Origin of the sequence: Paracoccus onchidii, from assembly GCF_028294535.1 — a bacterium.
In the GTDB taxonomy this organism is placed as follows: domain Bacteria; phylum Pseudomonadota; class Alphaproteobacteria; order Rhodobacterales; family Rhodobacteraceae; genus Paracoccus; species Paracoccus onchidii.
In genome coordinates, this window is the sequence record NZ_JAQBIE010000010.1 from 1 (window position 1) to 22,222 (window position 22,222).

At 58.9% G+C, this 22,222-nt stretch carries 16 protein-coding genes and 3 pseudogenes; 7 read left to right on the forward strand and 12 right to left on the reverse strand.

The annotated features are described in order from the left end of the window. The 3 genes and pseudogenes from PAF17_RS08865 to PAF17_RS08875 all read left to right on the forward strand — a co-directional run. A pseudogene (locus tag PAF17_RS08865) lies at positions 1 to 440 on the forward strand (hypothetical protein); the annotation flags it as partial. 16 nt (positions 441 to 456) lie between these two features. Further along, the gene (locus PAF17_RS08870) at positions 457 to 1,908 is read left to right on the forward strand and encodes a DUF1254 domain-containing protein (RefSeq protein WP_271888751.1); all 1,452 of its coding nucleotides are present in this window, start codon (positions 457 to 459) and stop codon (positions 1,906 to 1,908) included. A 75-nt stretch (positions 1,909 to 1,983) separates the two neighbouring features. Beyond that, positions 1,984 to 3,477 carry a DUF1254 domain-containing protein gene (locus PAF17_RS08875; RefSeq protein WP_271888752.1) on the forward strand — a complete coding sequence of 498 codons (1,494 nt, stop codon included), beginning with the start codon at positions 1,984 to 1,986 and terminating at the stop codon, positions 3,475 to 3,477. 109 nt (positions 3,478 to 3,586) lie between these two features. Here PAF17_RS08875 and PAF17_RS08880 read toward each other — a convergent pair. From PAF17_RS08880 to urtA, 8 genes and pseudogenes are all read right to left on the reverse strand, one after another. Then, a pseudogene (locus PAF17_RS08880) lies at positions 3,587 to 3,820 on the reverse strand (IS5/IS1182 family transposase); the annotation flags it as partial. Between the two features lie 67 nt (positions 3,821 to 3,887). Continuing rightward, complete coding sequence (locus PAF17_RS08885) at positions 3,888 to 4,340, reverse strand: FmdB family zinc ribbon protein (RefSeq protein ID WP_334223662.1); 453 nt, start codon at positions 4,338 to 4,340, stop codon at positions 3,888 to 3,890. Beyond that, the gene (gene fmdA / locus PAF17_RS08890; RefSeq protein ID WP_271888754.1) at positions 4,282 to 5,517 is read right to left on the reverse strand and encodes a formamidase; all 1,236 of its coding nucleotides are present in this window, start codon (positions 5,515 to 5,517) and stop codon (positions 4,282 to 4,284) included. The genes PAF17_RS08885 and fmdA overlap by 59 nt, the downstream gene beginning before the upstream one ends. A gap of 28 nt (positions 5,518 to 5,545) precedes the next feature. Next, positions 5,546 to 6,235, reverse strand: coding sequence for an urea ABC transporter ATP-binding subunit UrtE (urtE, locus tag PAF17_RS08895; RefSeq protein ID WP_271888755.1), 690 nt, complete (start codon positions 6,233 to 6,235; stop codon positions 5,546 to 5,548). 10 nt (positions 6,236 to 6,245) lie between these two features. Continuing rightward, complete coding sequence (urtD, locus tag PAF17_RS08900) at positions 6,246 to 6,989, reverse strand: urea ABC transporter ATP-binding protein UrtD (protein WP_271888756.1); 744 nt, start codon at positions 6,987 to 6,989, stop codon at positions 6,246 to 6,248. 10 nt (positions 6,990 to 6,999) lie between these two features. Then, the gene (gene urtC, locus PAF17_RS08905; protein ID WP_271888757.1) at positions 7,000 to 8,109 is read right to left on the reverse strand and encodes an urea ABC transporter permease subunit UrtC; all 1,110 of its coding nucleotides are present in this window, start codon (positions 8,107 to 8,109) and stop codon (positions 7,000 to 7,002) included. A gap of 10 nt (positions 8,110 to 8,119) precedes the next feature. Continuing rightward, a complete protein-coding gene (gene urtB / locus PAF17_RS08910; protein ID WP_271888758.1) occupies positions 8,120 to 9,046 on the reverse strand; it encodes an urea ABC transporter permease subunit UrtB in 927 nt (308 codons plus the stop codon). A 60-nt stretch (positions 9,047 to 9,106) separates the two neighbouring features. Beyond that, entirely contained in the window at positions 9,107 to 10,372 is a 1,266-nt protein-coding gene (gene urtA / locus PAF17_RS08915) for an urea ABC transporter substrate-binding protein (protein WP_271888759.1), read from the reverse strand. Between the two features lie 173 nt (positions 10,373 to 10,545). Here urtA and PAF17_RS08920 point away from each other — a divergent pair, with 173 nt between their 5' ends. From PAF17_RS08920 to PAF17_RS08930, 3 genes and pseudogenes are all read left to right on the forward strand, one after another. Beyond that, on the forward strand, positions 10,546 to 13,875 hold the full coding sequence (locus tag PAF17_RS08920) for a hybrid sensor histidine kinase/response regulator (protein WP_271888760.1): 3,330 nt from the start codon (positions 10,546 to 10,548) through the stop codon (positions 13,873 to 13,875). Further along, positions 13,872 to 14,783 carry a response regulator transcription factor gene (locus PAF17_RS08925; RefSeq protein WP_271888761.1) on the forward strand — a complete coding sequence of 304 codons (912 nt, stop codon included), beginning with the start codon at positions 13,872 to 13,874 and terminating at the stop codon, positions 14,781 to 14,783. Before PAF17_RS08920 ends, PAF17_RS08925 begins: the two co-directional genes overlap by 4 nt. Positions 14,784 to 15,152: 369 nt before the next feature. Further along, positions 15,153 to 15,398: pseudogene (locus PAF17_RS08930) on the forward strand (DDE-type integrase/transposase/recombinase); the annotation flags it as partial. A 49-nt stretch (positions 15,399 to 15,447) separates the two neighbouring features. Here PAF17_RS08930 and PAF17_RS08935 read toward each other — a convergent pair. The 4 genes from PAF17_RS08935 to PAF17_RS08950 all read right to left on the reverse strand — a co-directional run bounded on the left by PAF17_RS08935 (position 15,448) and on the right by PAF17_RS08950 (position 20,954). Continuing rightward, positions 15,448 to 16,719, reverse strand: a complete 1,272-nt coding sequence (locus PAF17_RS08935; protein WP_271888762.1) for a DUF2254 domain-containing protein — start codon at positions 16,717 to 16,719, stop codon at positions 15,448 to 15,450. A 310-nt stretch (positions 16,720 to 17,029) separates the two neighbouring features. Then, positions 17,030 to 18,058 carry a hypothetical protein gene (locus tag PAF17_RS08940; protein WP_271888763.1) on the reverse strand — a complete coding sequence of 343 codons (1,029 nt, stop codon included), beginning with the start codon at positions 18,056 to 18,058 and terminating at the stop codon, positions 17,030 to 17,032. Between the two features lie 506 nt (positions 18,059 to 18,564). Next, complete coding sequence (locus tag PAF17_RS08945) at positions 18,565 to 19,653, reverse strand: ParB/RepB/Spo0J family partition protein (RefSeq protein WP_271888764.1); 1,089 nt, start codon at positions 19,651 to 19,653, stop codon at positions 18,565 to 18,567. Then, positions 19,650 to 20,954 carry an AAA family ATPase gene (locus PAF17_RS08950; protein ID WP_271888904.1) on the reverse strand — a complete coding sequence of 435 codons (1,305 nt, stop codon included), beginning with the start codon at positions 20,952 to 20,954 and terminating at the stop codon, positions 19,650 to 19,652. The genes PAF17_RS08945 and PAF17_RS08950 overlap by 4 nt, the downstream gene beginning before the upstream one ends. A gap of 504 nt (positions 20,955 to 21,458) precedes the next feature. On the opposite strand from PAF17_RS08950, the gene PAF17_RS08955 reads away from it, so the two are divergent. Continuing rightward, positions 21,459 to 22,139: a hypothetical protein gene (locus tag PAF17_RS08955; RefSeq protein WP_271888765.1), complete on the forward strand. Its 681-nt coding sequence runs from the start codon at positions 21,459 to 21,461 to the stop codon at positions 22,137 to 22,139. The last annotated feature ends 83 nt before the right edge of the window (positions 22,140 to 22,222 follow it).

Genomic DNA, 22,222 nt, shown 5'->3' on the forward strand with positions numbered 1-22,222 from the left:
CCCGAACTGGATATGCCGGGCACCATCCCGTCACCCGCGCGCCGAGTAACCAGGCAACGCGAAACCCGAAAATTGTTGAAACGGCACGTCAAGAACCGAAAACAGCTTTTCGACGAAATGGTGCGGGCGTGAACAATACCGGACACATGTTTACGGCGTATCTGTTCGATACCGGCAACCCGGCCGTTGGTTTTGACCTTGGTCCACAGCCTGCATTGCCGACGGCCACGGAAAACAGTCCCGGATCAGAGAAATGGTCGACCGGCTTTGCCAATATATTGTTCCGTGCCGCTCCAATCGACCTCGATACCGGGAAGGTAACGCAAACTGATCGCGCCACCATCAACGCGTTTCCTGAACCGCAACACTCAATCGAAACCAAGGGCCCGACCAACCAGAATGGGGCGCTTCTACATGTACCAACCTTCAATTCTGACTAACCGGGGAGACCACATCATGCTGAAATATATCGCCGCTACGGCGTCGACCGTCGCGCTTCTTGCCGGTGCGCCGGCCATCGCCCAACAGGCAACCCAGTTCTCCGACCTGTCAATGCCGAATGCCCAGGCGACACCGCACGAGGAATATGTCCGCATGCTCGCGCGTCAGGCCTTTGTCTGGGGCTGGCCTATGGTGAACATGCAGAACCGGCATGACCAGATCACCCAGGCCCCTCAGCCGGGTTTGCTGGGCGGCATCCTGCCTGTCGCGCCTCAGGGCCAGATCGCCATGCTCAGCGACTATATCCTGCCGTCCGAAACCTTCGTCACCTGTCCGAACCAGGACGTGGTTTACGGTCTTGGTTTCTTCAATCTCGACGAACAGCCCGTCATTGCCCAGGTGCCGGATTTTGGCGACCGTTTCTGGGTCTATGCGTTCTATGATGCGCGGACCGATCAGTTTGGCGAACTTGGAAAACCCTATGGCACAGAGCCGGGGTTCTATATGCTCGTCGGGCCGAACTGGGATGGCGAAGTGCCAGAAGGCGTGACCGATGTCATCCGGTCATCGACCGCACTGGCAAACACAATCCCGCGGGTATTCAAGGACGACACGCCCGAAGATGCCGAGGCCGTACAGGCACTGATCGACCAGGTCGTGGTTTATCCGTTGGATCAGTTCGACGGCACCATGAAAACCACCGATTGGAGCGAACTTCCCCAAATTCCCAACCCTGCAGCCGATACGGACGGTGGTGAAACCCAGTGGGTGGTCCCGGAAAAGTTCTTCGACCAGTTCGGCAAGGTTCTGGAAAGTGTGGCGCCCCTGCCGGGCGAAGAGGCCATGTATGCCCAGTTCAAATGGCTGCTGGACGTCGCCGCGAACAACGAAGAGCTGAAGCAGGCCATGGTGGACGAAGCGGTTCTGGCTGACAAAGAGCTCATTCAGCCGTTTTTCCGCTGGGAACATAATGGCAAGCCTGCCGGAAATGGCTGGAACCGGTCCGTCAACAATGCCGAATGGGGTGTGGACTATTTCGATCGTACCGGCACCGCGAAATCGAACATGTTCGACAACCGCCCGAACGAAACACAGTACTATTACACCGATTACGACGTCGAGGGTGATCAGCTTGAAGGCGCGCAAAGCTACACAGTCACCTTTGCCGCAGGACAAGAGCCACCGGTTGACGGGTTCTGGTCGCTGACGCTTTACAACGACAAGCACCTTTTCGCGCCCAACGAACTGGATCGTTATTCGCTCGGCACCAAGAGCAAAGGCATGCAGCGCAATGATGACGGTTCTCTGACGATCCATGTCGGCCACACCTCGCCCGGCGAGGATCTGGAAAGCAACTGGCTGCCCGCCCCGGAAGGAGAGTTCTCGCTCTATATCCGTGCCTATTGGGGGCAGGATCCGATCACCGACGGAACCTGGCAACCGCCGGTGATCGAAGTTGCAGGCTAAAGGCCGTCATCGATGATGAATCCCTCTGGCGCGGATTATCTCGCGCCAGATATATTTCCCAACAGAGGATCGACCATGCTCAATCGTCTTCGCACCACCTCGGCGCTGTGCCTGCTCGCGATCGCCGCTTCCACCCTTTCTCCGGCTCTCGCGCAGGACGCCGAACCCCCGCTGCCTCCCCTGGCGACACAGATCAACGAAGGCAACTGGCTGGCCGAGGACGAGGCGCAGGACCTGCTGGCCGAAGTGTTCTATCAGCGCGCGGTCTATGCCTATATGACCATGCTGCCGGCCCTGAACGTGATCGGCATGCGCGACGGTTCCGAGGCGGAATTCGGCGCCGGCTACAATGTCCTGCCGATCTGGAAGGACCGGATGGACAGCCGTGCATGGGTGCCCACGCCCAATGCCGATGTCATCTATTCGATGAGCTATCTCGACCTCAAGGAAACCGGGCCGCTTGTCGTCAAGGCACCGCCCAATGTGATCGGGATGTTTACCGATTTCTTCCAGCGCACCATCACCGATGTCGGCGCCATCGGTCCCGACCGGGCGCGCGGCGGCCTGTATCTGTTGCTACCACCGGGTTATCAGGGCGAGGTGCCGAAGGGTTACTTCGCATTCGAATCCTCGACCTATAATGTTTTCCTGTTCTTCCGCACGATCATGGCACAGGGCGAAGGCAAGCCCGATCCGGCCCCGGCGGTCGCGACGGCGGAAACCACGCGGGTCTATCCGCTGTGGGAACAGGAAAAGGACATTCCCGCAATGGAATTCCCGAATGCCAGCGGCGTTCGTGTCAACATGATGTATCCGACGGATTTCGACTATTGGACCAAGCTCAAGGAGTTTGTCGATTACGAACCCGTCGAGGCGATCACGCCCGAGTTGCGCGGCGTTCTGGCCACCATCGGCATCGTCAAGGGCGAACCGTTCGAGCCGAACGACTGGCAGCAGGCGGCGCTTGAAAAGGCATTGACCAACGCACCCAGGATGATCCTTGCCGCGGCCCAGACCGGGCGCGAGGACGAGCGCAACAAGTATTATGACGATCGTCAGTGGGAACGCGCCTGGACCGGCGGCACCAATGACTGGATGCAGGAAAGCTATCTGGATCTTGCAGCGCGGTCGCGTTTCTTCCAGTACGCCTATTCCTCGGCCCCGGCGATGGTGATGCGCACAACGGGTGCGGGATCGAAATATCCCTATACGATCCGCGATGCGGATGGGAACTTTCTTGAAGGCGGCAATACCTACAAGCTGACCCTGCCGCCCAACGTCCCCGCGGCGCTTTTCTGGGCGGTAACAGCCTATAACGTGACCGATGGCACGATGCCGGAAACCGAACAACTTCTGCCCTCGACCAACGGATATTACGACATTCCGCAGAACGAGGACGGCTCGATCGACATCTGGTTCGGACCCGAAAAACCCGAAGGCGTCGCAGACGCGGCCTTCATCCAGACGGTTCCGGGACGCAACTTCGTGGCCTGCTTGCGCCTCTATGGTGCGGAAGATGCATTCTATGATCAGACATGGAAGCCCACCGACCTGACAAAGGTGGAATGATCAATTCCCACTGTTCAGGTGTTTGATCCTAAGCAAAAAAGCGGATTCTCGCTTGCTGTGGTGCGCCGGTCGGGCGCACCACAGCCTAGGATGCGGACACGTTCATGTATCATAGCCAAAACAAAACCGTTGCGGCGAGCGCGACGGCGGGCAGGAATACCCAGGGACAGCGGTCTTAGCGGGTTCTGCCAAATATGATTTCGATCTGATTGCGCCGCTTTCGCCCGGGCGATAAAAGCGCCTACACTTTGTCTTGCTACGCTCTTCTGAACAAATTGGCATCGTAGCCGCGATATCCGAGCAGCCAGTCAACATCCGGCAGGCTACTCGCAAATGCCCGCGAATAATCCCGATGTGATCAGCACACATGACCCGCAAAACCATTGGCGGGCCGACAGATGGCGGCAAACTCAGTGAGAGATCATCCAGGGACGCGTACCCATCAGCGATTTCGAACCATCCGGGCGGTGCAAAGTCCGGCTCGGCTTTTTCTTTCCCCCTGAACAGCAGCCGCATCCAGGGCCATGGCTGCTAAGCCGCTTTGGGCTGTCGGCGCTGCGTTCATTCGTCGCAAACGCGGTCCGACGGCTGGCGTCCATATTGGCAAGACGAGGCGCGGTCAGCATCACACGCGGCGCAGCTTTCGCGCAGCTGGGGCAGGCGCAAGGGTCGGTGAATGCGGACATGGGAGCCAGTGCTTCAAAAGGACCGCAATCGGGGCAGGCATAATCATAAACGGGCATGGCCAATTCTTTCAGATAGGCTGGGGGGCAGACCGCGTGGGTCCCACGCGGCCCACGCTTGTCAAAGATCGGGCGCGATTGGCATGTCGACAGATCCATCGACCAGCTGGGTCGGGCCATCTGGAGACGGCATCAGCGCCGAGCCGTTCTCGAAGATGTCCGTCGGCAACCACAAGGTCGCACAAGCATTGGGAACATCGACCACCCCCGAGATATGCCCCTGCACAGGTGCGGTACCCAGAATGGAATAGCCTTGCGCGCCGGAATAGCCGAACTTTTTCAGGTACTCGATTGCATTCAGGCAGGCCTGCCGATAGGCGACATGAACATCCAGATAGTGTTGCTTGCCCCCCTCATCCACGCTGATTCCCTCGAAGATCAGGAAGTCGTCGTATTTCGGAACGATGGGTGAAGGGCGGAAGATCGGGTTTTTGATGGCGTATTTCTCCATCCCGCCCTTGATCAGGCTGACCCGGATATGCAACCACCCCGCCATCTCGATCGCGCCGCAAAAGGTGATCTCGCCATCGCCCTGACTGAAATGCAGATCGCCCATCGAGAGGCCCGCACCGTCAACATAGACCGGAAAGTAGATCTTCGACCCGCGGCTCAGATCCTTGATGTCGCAATTGCCGCCATGTTCACGCGGGGGCACGGTGCGCGCACCTTCGGCAGCGGCCTTGTCGCGGGCCTCGCCTTTCATTTTTCCCATATGTGCCGATTGCGTGGTCGGCAGGTTAGCAAGCCCAGGCACGCGGTTTGGGTCGGTGGCGACCAAACCTTTTTCGCGCTCGTTCCACATGTCCAACATCTTTCGGTCAGGCAGGCAGCCAATCAGGCCTGGATGAATCAAGCCCGCATAGCGCACGCCGGGAATATGGCGTGACCGGGTAAACATGCCTTCGAAGTCCCAGATGGATTTCTGCGCATCGGGGAAGTGGTCGGTTAGAAAACCGCCACCGTTCTGCTTGGAGAAAAAGCCGTTGAAACCCCAGTTCATCTCTTCTTTCGCGCCGATATCGAGGATATCGACCACCAGCAGATCGCCCGGCTCGGCACCTTTCACGCCGATGGGGCCGGACAGATAGTGAACTTGTTCCAGTTCAACGTCGCGCACGTCGGATGCGTCGTCGTCATTGGCGATCTGCCCCCCGGTCCAGTCATAGGTTTCGACCTTGAAATCGTCGCCGGGTTCCACCCAGCAGGCCATCGGGATGTCGCAATGCCAGCGGTTGTGAACGGCCTCGTTCGTATGGGGGCTTTCGCTCAGGTTTACAGAGATCAACGTGTCGGCCATGGCGGGCCTCCTCTTCTTCATGCTGGGTTCAGACGGATAGGAATTTCGAGACATGCGCCTCGTCGACGCTCGCGCGGGGGCTGTCATGGACGAAGGCGCCCTTTTCGAGAACCATCACCCTGTCGGCCACATCCAGCGCGAAACTCAGCACTTGTTCGGACACGACGATGGTCAGCCCGCGTTCATCGCGGATGCGGCGCAGCGTCCGGGCCATGTCACGGATGATCGAGGGCTGGATGCCCTCGGTCGGCTCGTCCAGCAACAGGACCTTGGGGTCGGATGCCAGGGCGCGCGCAATGGCAAGCTGCTGCTGCTGTCCGCCCGAGAGGTTGCCACCGCGCCGGTGCTTCATCTCAACCAGGACGGGGAACAACTCGTAGATGTCGTCCGGCACGGTCTTCTTGCCGGTGACGGTAAGGCCGGTCTCGACATTTTCCTCGACCGTCATGGCCGAAAAGATCTGCCGCCCTTGCGGCACATAGGCCAGCCCCCCGGCAACGCGGGCATGGGATTTCAGGCCTGTCATCTTGCAGTCCCCCACCGTGATCGCCCCCCCGGTCGCAGGAACGATGCCCATCAGCGACTTCATCAGCGTGGTCTTGCCCATGCCGTTGCGGCCCATGATCGCGACAATTTCGCCCTTGGGCACCTGAAGGTCGAGGCCGTGCAAAACCTCGGATTCGCCATAGCCCGAGGTAAGTTTATCGATGGTCAGCATCACATGCTCCTCAGTGGCCCAGATAGACTTCGACGACCTTCGGATCGGCCTGAACATGGGCCATCGATCCTTCCGAAAGGCGCTTGCCCTGGTGCATAACCGTCACGCGGGTCGCGATGTCGGCGACAAAGCCCATGTCATGTTCGATCACGATGACTGCACGGTCCCGGATGATCCGGTTCAGCAACTCTGCCGTTTTCTTGCGTTCTGCCACCGACATGCCCGCAACCGGTTCGTCCAGCATCATCAACTGCGGGTCCTGGATCAGCAGCATCCCGATTTCGAGCCACTGTTTCTGCCCGTGGCTGAGAATGGCCGCACGTTCCTGCAGAAAGTCGCCCAGAAAGATCGTCTCGGCGACCTCGCGGATGCGGGCATCCACATCGCCATCGCGACGGAAGGTCAGCGCGCCGAATACCGTGTGCCCACGCGGATAGCTGATCTCGAGATTCTCGAAGACAGTCAGATCTTCGTAGACCGACGGCGTCTGGAACTTGCGCCCGACGCCCGCATGGACGATCTGGTCTTCGCGCATACGGGTCAATTCGGCCCCCTTGAACTCGATCGATCCGGCGGTGGCGCGGGTGCGTCCGCAAATCAGGTCCAGGACCGTCGTCTTCCCGGCCCCGTTCGGACCGATGATGACGCGGCATTCGTTCGGCTCGATATAGAAGCTGAGGCCATCGACCGCCTTGAACCCGTCAAAGGACACGCTCAGATCCTCGACTGTCAGAATGAAGTTTGGGTTTTCCATGATGATTGCCTTATTCTGCCGGCTGGGGAGCGGTCGCAGGGGTTTGACGCCAACCCCGCAGGCGCGGCTTGATGTAATCGTCAAACAGACCCGCCAACCCGTTGGGGAAGGCCATCACGACGGCAATGAACAGTGCGCCAAGTCCGAACAGCCACAACTCGGGGAAGCTTTCCGAGAATGTCGTCTTGGCCCAGTTGACCAGCAGCGCCCCATAGACCGCGCCCATCAGCGAATGACGCCCGCCGACCGCGCAAAAGATCACCATCTCGATCGACGGGACGATGCCGACGATAGTCGGGGACATGAAGCCGACCTGCAGCGTGAACATCGCCCCGCCCACTGCTGCCATCATTGCGCCCACGCAGAAGATGAAAATCTTGAAGCTGGCGACATCGTAGCCCGAGAAACGGACCCGGTCTTCGGCATCGCGCATCGCCACGAGGACGCGACCGAATTTGGACTTGCGAATTGCCATTGCAACCACCAAGCAGCCAAACAGAAGGATCGCATTGACGAAATAGAGGACAGTCTTGGCACCATCGGGGCGAATGTCCCACCCCATCAGCGTACGCAGGTCGGTGATGCCATTCACCCCACCGGTATAGCCCTGCTGCCCCACGATCAGGATCGTGGCGATCGCTGCGATCGCTTGCGTGATAATGGCGAAATAGACCCCGCTGACACGGCGGCGGAACATGGCATAGCCGATGACAAAGGCGAAAGCCGCGGGCACGACGAAAATCGCGATCAGCGTGAAGGCGAAGCTGTTGAAGGGCTGCCACCAGATCGGCAGCGCCGAGATCTGGTTCCAATCCATGAAGTCCGGGATGCCGGGTGTGGATTGGATCGCCGTCGCCTCGGGGGTCGATGCCTCAAGCTTGAGGAACATCGCCATGCAATAGCCCCCTAGCCCGAAGAATACCCCCTGGCCAAGGCTGAGGATGCCACCGGCACCCCAGCACAAGACCAGCCCGATCGCCACGAAAGCATAGGACAGGTACTTGCCGAACAGGTTCAGGCGAAAATCGTCCAGCATGACCGGGAAGGCCACGAAGATGATCAGCGCGAGGATAGCGAGGCCCACGGCCTCGCTGCGCGTCAGGAACGAAGTCTTTGTCATCGTCAGGCCCTCATTTCCGAAGTTTCATGGCGAACAGGCCCTGCGGACGCAGCATCAGGATGCCCACGACCACCAGCAACGTGATGACCTTTGCCATCGAGCCAGAGAGAAAGAATTCCAGGATCGACTGCGCCTGACTGATCGAGAAAGCCGAGGCGATCGTGCCCAGCAGGCTTGCAGCGCCGCCGAACACGACGACCAGGAAGGTATCCACGATATACGCCTGTCCCGAGGTCGGGCCCGTCGATCCGATCATGGTAAAGGCAGCGCCCGCCACGCCGGCAACTCCACAGCCGATCCCAAAGGTCATCCGGTCTGTGCGTTCGGTGTCGATCCCGACGGCCCCCGCCATTACCCGGTTCTGGGTCACCGCGCGAACCTGACGGCCCCAGGCCGACCTGTACATCATGACATAGACCGCCGCCGAAATACCAAGGGCCAAGACCATGACGAAGATACCGTTGATCGGAATCTCGATCAGATCGGTGACAGGCAGAGATCCCATCATCCATTGTGGAATGGTGACGCCAACCTCACGCGCTCCGAACAGCGACCGGAAGGTTTGTTGCAAGATCAGGCTCAGACCCCAAGTCGCCAGCAACGTATCCAGCGGCCGCTTGTACAGATGCCGGATCATCGCCCATTCGACAATCATCCCAAGCAAACCCGACGCACAGAACGCCAGGACCATCGCGACAAAGAAATAGGCCCCGAACAGCGCCGGCATATAGGCAGCAAAGGCGTTCGAGACCAGATAGGTGACATAGGCGCCCAGGATCATGAACTCGCCATGGGCCATATTGATGACGCCCATCTGACCGAAAATGATCGCAAGTCCCAGGGCCATCAGCACGAAGACCGAAAACAGGATCAGCCCGGCAAAGCCCTGCATGGTGATAATCGCGCCAAGTTCTGGCAGGGAATAGCCCGAGAACATCGGAACTCTCCTTGAATTAGGGGGATGGCTGGCGGCGCTGCACAGGCCGCCAAAGCAGGCTTACTGATAACCCTCGGGGAAGGGATCTGGCTCGACCAGATCGGCGGTCTCGAAGACAACTTCGTACTGCCCGTCGGCCAATGCATGGCCCACGCGCGTCTTGGACCAGAGGTGATGGTTTTCGTGAATCTTCACATAGCCTTCGGGGGCGCTTGCCAATTCGATCCCCGGGCTTGCCTCGCGAACCTTGTCGACGTCGAACGAACCGGCCTTCTCGACTGCAGCCTTCCAAAGCCACGGCCCCAGATAGGCGGCTTGCGTCACGTCGCCGATGACCATGTCGTCACCCCACATCTCTTTGAAGGCAGCGACGAATTCCTGATTGTTCTCGTTCTCCAGGGACTGGAAATACTTCATGCAGGCGTAGGCGCCTTCGATATTCTCGCCACCAATACCCCGGATCTCGTCCTCGGTAACCGAGATGGTCAGCAAGAGAGGCGCCTCTTCGGTCATGTCTATACCCGCAGCCTTCAACTGCTTGTAGAACGCGACATTCGACCCGCCGACAACGATTGCATAGATGACGTCCGGCTTTTTCAGGCGGATCTTGTTGATGACCGAATTGAACTGCGTGTGTCCGAGCGGATAATATTCTTCGCCAACGACCTTGCCGCCCAGCTTGTCCTCAATATGCTTGCGCGCGATCTTGTTCGACGTTCGTGGCCAGATGTAATCCGATCCAAGCAGATAGAAGGACTCTGCGCCCTTCTCTCGGGCTACCCAGTCCAGGCCCGCGATGATCTGCTGGGTCGCCTCTTGGCCAGTATAGATGACGTTCGGGCTTTCTTCGAGGCCCTCGTAGAAAGTCGGGTAATACAGCATGCCGTTATGCTGTTCGAATACCGGCAACACTGCCTTGCGGCTGGCCGAGGTCCAGCATCCCATGACGCTGGCAACCTTGTCATTCACCAGAAGCTTGCGTGCCTTTTCCGCGAAGGTCGGCCAGTCCGAGGCGCCATCTTCCTGGATCGTTTCAATCTTGCGGCCAAGAACACCGCCCTGCGCGTTGATCTGCTCGATCGCCAGCTTCTCGGCCTGAACCGATCCGGTCTCGGAAATCGACATCGTGCCACTGATCGAATGCAGGATACCGACCTGCACGGTGTCGTCCGTCACCGCCAGCCCGGTCGTATTGATCTGGTCGGTCGGGAAGTCCTGCGCCCGCAGCCCTTTGGGCAAGAACAGCGAAGCGCCAAGGGCCGCGCCCCCCGCCAGGATTGCACGCCGCGAAATGGGAGAGATGGGAACTTTCTTCTGGTCGGCCATGATGTCCTCGTCGGTTTGAATCGTGGTTGCCCGAAGCTTGTCCTGCGAACCGACGTCGCGGAATACGTCGAATGACGTATATGAATGCGTCGAATTTCCCCTTATCCCGATCCCCGAACCAGAAAGACATCGGCCGGCCAGTCGGCTTCTTGCGTGAAAAAGGGGCCGTCAGAATGAGTACATTGCTGCACGCGACCACAGCCAAGCGCGAATATCACCGTCTGGTCGCTGACGAGACCATGGAGGATTTCGCCCTTCGCTTCACCGCGCATCGCGCGCGGCGATGGTCGTCGGGGTGGGTCGCGAATGCCGCCCTCGGGTCGATCTCTTTTCTGGCACTCGAGGCGATCGGCGCGGCGCTGACTTTAGGCTTTGGTTTCGCGACTGCGGCTTCCGCCATTGCGGCTGTCTGTGCGGTACTGTTCATAACGGGCCTGCCGATTGCCTATTATGCCGCGCGATATGGTGTTGATATCGACTTGCTGACACGGGGCGCGGGATTCGGCTATCTTGGCTCGACCCTGACATCGCTTATCTACGCAAGCTTCACGTTCATCTTCTTCGCGCTCGAAGCAGCGATCCTGGCGCTGGCATTGCAGTTCTGTTTCGGTATTCCGCTCTGGGCGGGTTACATTGCATCTGCGATAGTGGTGATCCCGCTGGTAGCGCATGGCTTCTCGCGCATTTCGCGTTTTCAGGCCTGGACCCAGATCCCATGGCTGGCGCTGAACACGATGCCGTTTGTCCTGATAGCGACGATGGGCCTGGGCGACGCCGAATGGACGCAGTTCCGTGGGCTGGACGGCAAGGCTGAACTGACGCTTCTGTCTTTCGGCGCTGCATCGGCGGTGGGGTTATCCTTGATCGCACAGATCGGAGAGCAGGTCGATTTCCTGCGTTTCCTGCCTGCGCCCAAGACGCGCCGTCAACGGATTGGCTGGTGGGCTGCAGTTGTCGCGGCTGGACCCGGCTGGGCTGTCATTGGCGGACTGAAAATGATCGCTGGGGCGTTCCTGGCAGTACTGGCCATCTCTGCCGGAACGGCGGTCGGCGATCTGACCGATCCCGCGCATCTCTATTTCGTGGCTTTTGACCTGACACTGGGTGACGGAGGCGCTGCACTGGCCGTCACCGGCATCTTCATCCTGCTTTGCCAGCTGAAGATCAACGTGACGAATGCCTATGCAGGGTCGATCGCCTGGTCGAATTTCTTTTCCCGACTGACCCACGCGCATCCGGGCCGCGTGGTCTGGCTGGTGTTCAACGTAGCCATCGCGTTTCTCTTGATGCAGTTTGGCGTCTTCCACGCCATCGAAGCAACGCTCAGCTTCTATTCAACCGTCGCGCTTGCCTGGATCGGGGCCATATTCGCTGATCTCGTGATCAATAAACCACTCGGCTTCAGCCCCGCCGGGATCGAATTTCGCAGGGCCTATCTTCATGACCTGAACCCTGTCGGGCTGGGTTCAATGTTGGGGGCTGTCATCCTTGGATTGATGGCAAGCAGTGGAATATTGGGTCATGTGGCAGTGGGACTTTCAGCTTTCGTATCGCTGATAGCAGCGATCATTCTGGCACCGCTGATCGCGTGGGTCAGCCATGGGCGGTTCTATATTGCCCGAAAGCCCGCCAAATTCGCAGCCGGAGAACATGCCTGTGACACTTGCGGTTACCTGTTTGAAGCGCAAGACATGGCGACCTGCCCCTTTATCGAAGGACAGATCTGTTCACTCTGCTGTTCGCTGGAAGGCGGATGCGGGGATCGTTGCAAACCTCAGGGCCGTGCGCCCGCGACGATCCGCAATGCCATCGAACTGATCATGCCCGCTCCCGTCGCGCGGTACCTCGTCTCGCGTGCGGGTATCTTTTCGGTTTGCTTCTCCGCAGCAGTCGCAGCCTTGGCTTTGGTACTAACCTTCCTGTATCGCGCGCGCATGTCCCCGGGTTACGGCGCAATTCTGGGCGCATTGTTCTGCGGGGCGGTGGTGCTGATCGGTGTCGGGATCTGGATGCTCATCCTTGGCCGCGAAAGCCGCCGCAACGCCCGTGACGAGGCTGACCGCCAGACCCTGCGCTTGCTTCAGGAAATCCGCGCGCACAAACGCACCGATCTGGCGCTTCAGGCTGCCAAGGAACAGGCCGAGGCCGCAAATACCGCCAAGACCCGCTATCTTGCCGGACTAAGCCACGAAATACGCACACCCCTTAACGCCATCTTCGGCTTTGCCCAGATCGTCGAGGCTGACCCCGACATTCCACCCCGCCGTCGCGAAGCGGTCCGCACGATCCGCAGGTCATCCGAGCATCTGGCTGGATTGATCGAGGGATTGCTGGACATCTCAAAGATCGAAGTCGGCCAGATCGAAGTGACCCGCGAGCGTATCAACCTGCCCGGATTTCTGAACCAGATCGGGTCACTTTTTCGACAACAGGCTGCCGAAAAGGGGCTAAACCTGTCGATCGCCACCAGCGGAAGCATGCCCGTCTGGGTAATGTCCGATGAAAAGCGACTGCGCCAGATCCTTATCAACCTTATGACGAACGCTGTGCGCTACACGGCGCAAGGCTCGGTCGAGCTGTCCTTTTCATATCGCAACGAGGTTGCCACCATCACAGTGACCGATACCGGGCAAGGCATCGCGCCCGAACAGATGGAGCGGATCTGGCGTCCTTTCGAACGCGGCGGCGACCAACATCCCGGCGGCTCTGGCTTGGGCCTGACCATCACGAAGCTGCTCGTCGATATTCTGGGAGGAGAGATCACCGCAGAGAGCACGCCCGGTCGCGGCAGCAGCTTCCGCGTGCGCATCATGCTGCCATCGGTCCCCGACCACGCCGCTCGGCCGGGGCGACAGGCCGATCTGGACGAAGAGATCCGCCCTACCGGTTATGCTGGCAGACGCCGCACCCTGATGATCGTTGATGACGATCTGCACCACCTGAACCTTTTCGACAGCTTCTTCGCGCCGCTAGGCTTCAATGTCGTAGGTGCCGCAAACACGAGTGCGGCCCGGTCGATGCTGGGAGATATCTCACCGGATCTTTTCGTGCTGGATGTGGACATGCCGGCCGAGGACGGCTGGAGCTTTGCACTTTGGTTGCGCGGCAACGCCCATCGGACAACACCGATCCTCATGTGCACGGGGCATGCGCTCGAGGCGGGGCCGGTCAATGCCGACATGCGGGTCCATGACGGATTCCTGGTCAAGCCTTACACGCTGACCGACATGCTGGAAACCATCGCCAGCCTGCTGCGGCTTGAACTGATCCATGACCGCCCGGTCGCGCCGGCCAGTACCGCCCCTGCCATCAGTGCCGCCGATCTGGAGGCATTGCTGTCCAGCGCACGGATCGGTCATGCCCGCGGCGTCGCCGCGCATCTGGACCGGATCGAAGGTGACCATGGCGGACCTTCCGACAGGATCCGGACATTGCGCGGACATCTCGAGAAGTATGACCTGACGGAAATCGAAAAGACGGTGACAAAGTGGATAAACGCATGATCCAAAGTGACACGGCGATCGCCTCGATGGCACTGATCGTGGACGACGATCCCGGTTCCGTCGGCATGGTCTCTGCGGCGCTGGAGGAAAGCGGCACCACGGTCATCGTTGCGCGCGACGGGCAGCGTGCCTTGGACTTGCTGCAGCGGGTCGATCCAGACGTGATCCTTCTGGATGCCATGATGCCCGTGATGGATGGGTTCGAGACATGCCGCCGCATGAAGTCCGCCCCCGTAATGACCGATGCGCCGATCATTTTCATGACCGGCCTCACCGGTTCCCAGGATGTCCGCCGCGGCCTGCAGGCCGGTGGCGTGGATTACGTCACCAAGCCCGTAAAGATCGACGAACTTATCGCCCGTGTAACGACCCATATCCTGAACGCCCGCCAGATGCGCGATCTGCGCGACGCCTTCGACACACAGAACCGCTCGCTGGTCGCGATGGACGTCGCGGGCCGGATCGCCTGGGGGTCGCCCGCCGCTCTTGGCTGCATGTCCGGTTCGGGCATTCTGATGCAGGATGGTGCGCCCTCTGCCGAGGTGATGACTTGGCTGCGCCATCTGCCGGATCAGCCTGTGTCACGGGCCCCTTCCTTGACGATAGGATCAGTGGAGCTGTACTATTCGGGTCGCACAGCTGGCGGCGACCTGCTGATCCGGATCGAAACCGGACCGCGCGCAGCCCCCGAGGCACATCTTGCCGAAAATTTCGGGCTGACGGCGCGCGAATCCGAAGTCCTCTTCTGGCTGTCGCAGGGTAAGGCCAATCGCGACATCGCCGACATCCTGACACTGAGCGCGCGCACGGTGAACAAGCATCTCGAACAGATCTACGTCAAGCTGGGCGTAGACAACCGCACCTCGGCCGCACTGTTGGCAGATCGCCTGCTGGCATCGCATGGGTAGATTGCAACTGTCCGCCGTCAAATGATTTGGGACACGGGGCGCGAGGCTCGTTAAGTTTTCAGTCTATACCGTAGTCTGATAAATCCTCACCGGTTTTGTTCCGGCCATTTGTTTATGTTAAGCGGCTCTCTGTTCGAAGGGTAAGGGTGATCTTCAGCCGCGTGCTGAGATTTTCCGCCGTAGGTTAAGAAGCCATGTGTAGATGCTCCTTTGGTAATCCCCCCGATCTTAATGGGATGCGGAAGTAGAATTTTCTCGGCAGGATGAACGAGGAGATTCCGATGACGAAGACACGATTCACCGAGGCCCGGATCATGGGCGTGCTGCGGCAGATGGAGGGCGGTGTGCCGGCCGCCGAGCATTTCCGAGAACCGGGTTGCGCGGCTTGCGTCGCTGGCCGGGATCGCCGCGCAGATCGGTTGCAGGCGCCGTCCCGGCCGCTATGGCGGCAAACCCACGAAGGCTGGCTATCCCTCTGCGTCGTCATCGACCTGTTCCCTCGCCGCGTGGTCGGCTGGTCGGCCCAATCGCGGATGAGCACGGAACTGGCTGATGGCCGTGTGGCGGCGTAAACCCATGAACCGGGTCACGGTGCATTCCGATCAGGGCGCACAGGATCACCGGCCTTGCTGATTTGGGTCAGTGTCCGGGATCTTTGCGATGGTCATCCCGCCTCAAGACCAGCTTCCTTCAAAGCACTCCCCAGCCGGTCTTTCTCGCGCCGGGTGCTGAGACCGGTATTGCCATAGTCGTGGATGTCCTGAAGTAATGCGGTCGCCGTTTCGCGGTCAAGAACATCAGCGCGCGTCGACAACCGTGAGATGGCATTGGTCAAAGCCAGCAGAACCTCGATGCTAGACGCGCCATCACGTGCAAGGATCCGGAACGCGCAGATCGACAGCCCAGTATAATCCGATGCGGGGATATAGACCGAGCGGTAAAGCGGGTCTTCCCTGTCATCCGCCTCGCCCTTGCTCCACAAGAGCCGTTCGAGCCGGGCGACAACCTCGAGCGCTGTCCCCTGATCGTTGATCCCGGGCGACAGGGCCTTTGAGCCCGCCTCTCGCAGGATGGTCAGCGCATATTGTGGATCATGGTCGACCGACCGGCTGGATTCGATTGCAAAGCATTCAGCCAGTCCTTCAGCCGCAAGATGGTCGGCCGTCCAGCCCAAGACTTCCCCCCGCAAGAGCCGATCGCCGGGTATTGCCTTCACATAGATTCTGGTGTCGCCCTCATCGGCAAGGGATTGCAGCTTCTTCATGTCGACACGGCACAGAAACCCGGATTCAGGGCTGCGAAACGCCGCCATGTCCGGGACCGACTCGCCCCGGCCGCTCCAGGCGATGCCGCCGAGACACGGATATCGCTGCATGTTCCAAAGCGCCTCTTGCGCGGCCGCTTCGGCGCGATCAAGTGCATATTCCATGGAACCGATCCGCGTCAGCTGTCCGATCCACCGGATCAGCGAAATCACAACCGCACCAACAACGAAAACGGTCGCGGCAAAAACGATGACCGCAGCGCCGTCGCTGTAATATTGCGCACGAAACAGGATGATCCCGCAGAGCGAGAACACGAATGCGCCAATGAAGGTGGCCAACATCGACTGGGTGGACGTGTCCTCGACCAGCAATCTGTGAATGCGGGGCGTCGACTGGTCGGCAAGCGTCCGATGCGACGCCACCATCACCCCCAGCGAAAATGTCGCCACCGACAGCATCCCGCTGGCCAGAATAGTCAGAATGGGCAGCGTGGACGATTGCGAGAAGCGATCCTTCGAACTGCTGGGAAGCAGGCCGTCCAACGGCTGCGCCAAGAGCGCCGCCAGCACCGACAGCGCGGTAATCAACGCAACCCGCACCCACAGGATACGGCTGACCCGCCGAAGGGTCTGCAGGTTCTGGAGCAGCTTTGGTTTCAGAAATCTGAGCATCGGTTCCGTCTTGCGCATCCAGCAAGGACATCAAATGCATGCTGCAATGCGCAGAGCCCGATCTGCAAGGGAACATTTCGCAGTTCCGCCCCGATCAAGCGGGAAGCCGACCTCCTTGCGACTGCGAAGTCACGTCAAACGGGCATTGGCTCAAAATGGCGCAGCACTTGGGGATTGGCGTTGATGCACAAATCAAATGAGGAACTTACTGCTTGATTGCGTGAGGCCAGAAGCGGCCGGATCTCGACAATCTACAGAAACACCAACTGCTAGCCCTGTTGCGAAGAACTGCAGCAACGAGACTGGACGTCTAATCCGTGATCCGCCACATTCGAAAGCGCCCCTGCTGTGTGACTTCTCGGACGAGCCCATGTTCCTCCATCCAGGCGAGGTTTCGCTGCACAGCCGCGCGACTTGCGCCTGTCAAGGTTTCCGCCATTGGGGCCGAGACCAAAGGCCACCCAGTCAGCACCGAGCGCAGCACGGTCGGCGTGCGACCCGACAGTCGAGACATGACCCCCGCGGCCCGGGCATTCCATGCCTCGACGCTATCCAGATGACGCATCGCCGTCAGAATGGCGTTGTCCATTCCATCCAGCCAACGGGCAAGACGCTCTGGCGGCAAGCCGGAGCCGCGCAGCCCCCCTGCCCCGCCCATGGCCAGCGGCGCGAAGACGGCACCGTTCCCTTCGCTGGCCGCAATTCTGCTCGCGGTGACGGCTGATTCAATCTGATCGCCGTATTGCCCCAGCCCCGCAAGGTTCCAAAGATGAAACCCCAAGCAGGCCCGCGTGATCGGGTGAAGCCCCGTCGCCGCAGCCATGACGCCTTGCCATCCGCCGGCACGATCTTCGAAACGCTCGGCGCTGTCTTCGATATTCTCAGGGTCGCGGCGGTCCAGAAATGCCGCCAGATCGACCATCGGCGCCGCACCGCCGGTCAGGCGCCGAACGACCCAACCGATCCGGGCCAGGGAATTTGTATCATCCTGAACACCGGACAGACGCATCGACACCCATAGGGCCAGACGATCGGTGCTCACCCGATCACCTGCGAACCAACTGAGATCCGCCGCTTCGATCAATGCCAGTCTGTGCCGCCAGCCTTCCGCGCCGCGACCCAGCCGGTCATCCAGCGCACCAAGGCGCCCGGCAACCCTTGCCAGACGCGCAGCGTGCCCCCCCTCTGCCTTCGCCCAATCGTTGATGACAGAGGTTTCGGAAGGTTCCGCCCGCGGCCCGGGCAGAAGATAATCCGGTTCTTCCTCCATCGGCCCCGGCAGAAACCAAAGAGCCTCATCTGCAGTATCTTCGTCCGACTGGGTGGTAGCGGAAGGCATTAGAAAATTGTCCGTAAAAGAAGTGCTCTTTGCATTCATATGTGCAAAATAGTCTAGTTTTGCATATTATCCAAACGACAATGTGAAACCTTCCGACGGTTACAGGACGGAAACACCCGAGCGACTGCGGAAGAAAACTTCAGGATCACGGCCAAAGCAAAAGCAAGGGGCCTTATAGTAGTACCGGAAAAGCGCTTTTGCTCAGATTGGTCTAATGGTTGACCTCGTCCTGCAGACTGAAAATCTTCGCACTTGCGATCAATAAGCTCCAGGCTGCAAACCGTGCTGTGGACCAACGCAACAAGAGTTTGGCCAAAGGGCCTCTGTCGATCGTTGTTTTCGGCACGAGGTATTCGCTGGGTGCCGGCGAAACGTTCTGACGGCGCTAAATAAGAGCCAAATCATCCGACCTGTCATTGCGTATAGCTCACCCCCGGTAATCGCGATTACCGGGGGTGAGCTATATTTGACATCTTCACATTCCAGTATCTTCCCCGTGGGGAAGGTCAATCAATCTGCTGCAACAGCTCCGCGACAGCCAACTCTAGACGCCGTCGGTCTATGGTTGAAAAGTCTTTGGGCAATCGAATTTCCAACCTTCCATTCGCAGCAGTACATTTCGCGCTCCCTTCCGGTCGAGCAACCTGAAACGTTGTTTTTGCCTTGCTTGCTGTCGGTCGCGCGGCGGACTTACGACCTTTTACGGGTTCTGCCCCCTGCCCTGCATAACCTCGCAGAATATCCAGTTCTTCTTTTGCCGAACGGTCTTCATGTGCATCCAACTCGGAGACTATTGCGGGCACAGCGCTAGGCGTATCAGAGATACGTTGCGCCAAGGCCAAGCCCAATGCGCGTGGGATTTCTTGTGAAAATCGAAGAGATGCGCCCAATGCCCTCATAACCGTGATGAAGTGACGGATATATGTTCGCTTCTGATAGCCCGCAGATTTAAAAAGGGACGCAACAGCCTTTTCAGGTTCGTCAGTTTCAGTACCGGGGTCCGCAGCGTATTGCAGCGCAAGCTGGGCCATCTCTGCAAACGAGATGTCCTTACGCACAAGATTTTCGTCCACCATACGCCGATACAACTGCTCCAGTTGATCGCCTTTTGCCGAGATCCCGGCAGGAATTCTGCCCCAGCGCGCTTCGTCACCTGTTTCCTGAAGCAAAGCGCGATAGGCTGAAAGCCTGCGCCAACCTTGGATCAGCTCGTATCTACCATTGGATGACGGCTCGACGCGAACTGGGTTGGACAACCCTATATCACGAATAGAGCGGATCAACTCGGGGAGGTCTTCATCGACCCCTGCCCCGCGGTCCCGGATCAGTTTATCGGCGTCGATCGCGTCCAGCGCGATAAGATCGGTAATCAATCCTGCGCGCTTGAGCCGGACATGCTCTTGCGCCAGGGCATCGTTTTCAGCCCGAATTTGCGCCTCGATGCGCGCACGGTCGCGGCTGGATTCGACGGTTTCAGCGATTGCTGTTGCCATTGGACCGCGCCGGGTCTCTTTTTCGTCCATCTTCCCTGCGGGGAAGTTCTCGGGTTCATCCTGTGGAACCTCAATATCAAACATGCGCCTCTTCTTGCTCATGCTTCATCCTCCAATTGAATCCACGCCTGTAGAAAGGACATCTTGAATTCTTCATAGGCCTGATCAAAGGTCGCGCGGGCACGGCGCCAGGTGCCACGCGTCATTTCACGATAGTCTATCTCGTAGATCGAACTTAGGAAGCGGCCTGACTGCTCAACAGCGCGGGTCATTTCCACAGGGTGCTCGGCCATCCGATCCCCGAACACCTGACGAAACGCGTTCAACATCGCCTGGTGCAATTCATTGGAAGGCTCATAGCGTGTCATCAGAAAGCGAATGTCCTGAAAAGCCTTCGGGAGTGCAATCTTCCCCGTGGGGAAGTTTTCAAAACCATGCGACAGATCTTCAAGCGCTTCGGACAACTGTCCGATAAAGCTAGTGGTTGAATCATACTCCCAGTAACCAGGCCCCGAAGGAATATATAGCATATCAGCCGCGAACACCGCGTTCATGGACTGATACCCAATGGCGGGGGGGCAATCGAACAAGATCAAGTCATAAGCATCATCCGCCAATCCGTCCAGAAACCGCGAGACGGCGCCGAAAAACGTCCACTCTGGATTAAGATGCCGATATTGCGCGCTTGCGAACTCGACAAAGGCCGCGTTCGCACAACTGGGCACTATATCTATTGTCGGCCACGCGGTCGGTTTGATGAAATCAGCCGGACGCAGCGTTCCCAAGCCCATATCCCGGATCGATGCCGGAAGCTTGCGTTGGGGCAGGGCGGTACCCGACTCTGCGCCGGCCGCCGCCGCATTCATGCGATCGGTCTCGCGCTCGAGATCGCGAGCCATGATCCCCCAAACCGTGTGATCTTCACCCACATCGGTCAGCCCCATCGAGTGCGAAAGCGTGGCCTGCGGGTCGAAATCAACCACCAGCACCCGATAGCCATCCAATGCCGCGGCATGCGCAAAATGCAGGGCGACGGTCGACTTTCCGGCACCGCCCTTGAAATTGGCGATCGCGGCACGGAAGGCCCGCTTGCCGGCCGGTCGCTCGGGAAGCAGACTACGCTTGCCAACCCGGATCCTGCGACGAAGTTCATTGATCTCATCAAGCGAGAACCACCGCTGCCGGCCATCTTCTTCAACTTCCCCGAGGGGAAGATTCGGATCCGCGGCCAGCTTGCCCCGAAAGGTCGACTGATTGATCCGGAATATAAGCTCCGAGACCTCCCAGCTGGAAAACCGACGCAAGGTCTTCTCGTTCGCCGGGCTAAATGTCTGTCGGCGAATCCACCCTTGCATCTTCAGGGATTGCGACTGCAGCCGCGCGAGATCTTCGTGAGTGTACATGATATGCCTGCATTCAAGGACGTTGATTACTGCTGTTCTTGCTTTTACGCGCAATTTGCGCTTTTGGCAAAATGAGTTTTTAATGGAAAGGGAAACGCGGTTAGGCCGACGCTTTTGGCAGCAAATGCAGGGCTTACCTTCGGAAATGGTGCCAAGGCGAATGCGGGCACGCAAAATCGCGAAAGTCGGCCATTAAGGTGTCACGCGAACCAGACGGCGAACGAATAGGGTGACATTTGCGGCCAATAAGGTGACGCTCAAGATGTCACCCTTTACCATTAATACCCATTTTCATAGTTGATACAAAGTGCTGTCTAACTGGCGAGGCAAAAGCCCTTGACAGAATCGGCATTTAGGACGCTAATGCCAAACCAGAGGCAAAAAGCGTTTGGGATGGCCGCTCTTGAAAGCATATCGGCAGAGACCGGGGCACATTTCCAGGCAACAAGCCGCTCAAGCGGCAAGATGGGCAGATAGCCGGAACCCCGGCAAGCAGGAGCAGTGATGCAGGTTCTTAGACCTGTCGGTCGTGAGGCCGCAGCCAAGAAATATGACTTGCTGTCAGCGATGATGGCATATGCGCTGGCCGGGGATCAGCATCGTCAACGATTGATCATGCGTCTGATGTCGTTGATTACCACACGATACAACTGGCAGCGCAACGAATTGACCATGGGGCAACGGGAAATCGCGCGCTTGTGGTCCGTCGATGAACGTACCGTCAAACGGGATATGGCACGGTTGCGCAGCCTGGGCTGGCTGGAGTTGAAGCGGGCAGGGGTGCGTGGGCGCGTCGCCATGCACGGACTGGATATCGAGCGGATCATGCTGGACACCAAACCGGTCTGGCCCAATATCGGCGAGGATTTCGCGTCACGGATTGGCGGAACGCCCGAGGCTGTCGACACCAAGGTGGTTCCGATTCGCAGGGCCACGCCAGTTCAGGCAAATGGTCTATGGGGCGCGGCACGCGACTATCTGGCTGGTGAAGACCCCGCGCTGTTCGATGCCTGGATCGCCAGTCTGGCTGACGGCGGCATCGAGGATGATTGCCAGACACTGCTCGCCCCAAGCAAGTTTCATGCGGCCTATGTGCGGACGCATCTTCTGAAACGGTTGCAGATGGCGTTGCGACGTATGGATGGCACGGTTTCCGTAGTGCGGGTCATTGCCAGAGGGATCTGACGGGCATGTAACAATGGCGCGCGTTTTTGCGAACAGGCGGGTATTGCGCTGCATTCGTCGTGCGGCCTCATCAATCGCAGGAA

What these genes read in the sequence shown, in the direction of transcription:
- PAF17_RS08870 (WP_271888751.1), top strand. Translation starts at nt 457, where the DNA reads ATGCTGAAATATATCGCCGCTACGGCGTCGACCGTCGCGCTTCTTGCC.
- PAF17_RS08875 (WP_271888752.1), top strand. Translation starts at nt 1,984, where the DNA reads ATGCTCAATCGTCTTCGCACCACCTCGGCGCTGTGCCTGCTCGCGATC.
- PAF17_RS08885 (WP_334223662.1), bottom strand. Translation starts at nt 4,340, where the DNA reads ATGGCCCGACCCAGCTGGTCGATGGATCTGTCGACATGCCAATCGCGC.
- fmdA (WP_271888754.1), bottom strand. Translation starts at nt 5,517, where the DNA reads ATGGCCGACACGTTGATCTCTGTAAACCTGAGCGAAAGCCCCCATACG.
- urtE (WP_271888755.1), bottom strand. Translation starts at nt 6,235, where the DNA reads ATGCTGACCATCGATAAACTTACCTCGGGCTATGGCGAATCCGAGGTT.
- urtD (WP_271888756.1), bottom strand. Translation starts at nt 6,989, where the DNA reads ATGGAAAACCCAAACTTCATTCTGACAGTCGAGGATCTGAGCGTGTCC.
- urtC (WP_271888757.1), bottom strand. Translation starts at nt 8,109, where the DNA reads ATGACAAAGACTTCGTTCCTGACGCGCAGCGAGGCCGTGGGCCTCGCT.
- urtB (WP_271888758.1), bottom strand. Translation starts at nt 9,046, where the DNA reads ATGTTCTCGGGCTATTCCCTGCCAGAACTTGGCGCGATTATCACCATG.
- urtA (WP_271888759.1), bottom strand. Translation starts at nt 10,372, where the DNA reads ATGGCCGACCAGAAGAAAGTTCCCATCTCTCCCATTTCGCGGCGTGCA.
- PAF17_RS08920 (WP_271888760.1), top strand. Translation starts at nt 10,546, where the DNA reads ATGAGTACATTGCTGCACGCGACCACAGCCAAGCGCGAATATCACCGT.
- PAF17_RS08925 (WP_271888761.1), top strand. Translation starts at nt 13,872, where the DNA reads ATGATCCAAAGTGACACGGCGATCGCCTCGATGGCACTGATCGTGGAC.
- PAF17_RS08935 (WP_271888762.1), bottom strand. Translation starts at nt 16,719, where the DNA reads ATGCTCAGATTTCTGAAACCAAAGCTGCTCCAGAACCTGCAGACCCTT.
- PAF17_RS08940 (WP_271888763.1), bottom strand. Translation starts at nt 18,058, where the DNA reads ATGCCTTCCGCTACCACCCAGTCGGACGAAGATACTGCAGATGAGGCT.
- PAF17_RS08945 (WP_271888764.1), bottom strand. Translation starts at nt 19,653, where the DNA reads ATGAGCAAGAAGAGGCGCATGTTTGATATTGAGGTTCCACAGGATGAA.
- PAF17_RS08950 (WP_271888904.1), bottom strand. Translation starts at nt 20,954, where the DNA reads ATGTACACTCACGAAGATCTCGCGCGGCTGCAGTCGCAATCCCTGAAG.
- PAF17_RS08955 (WP_271888765.1), top strand. Translation starts at nt 21,459, where the DNA reads ATGCAGGTTCTTAGACCTGTCGGTCGTGAGGCCGCAGCCAAGAAATAT.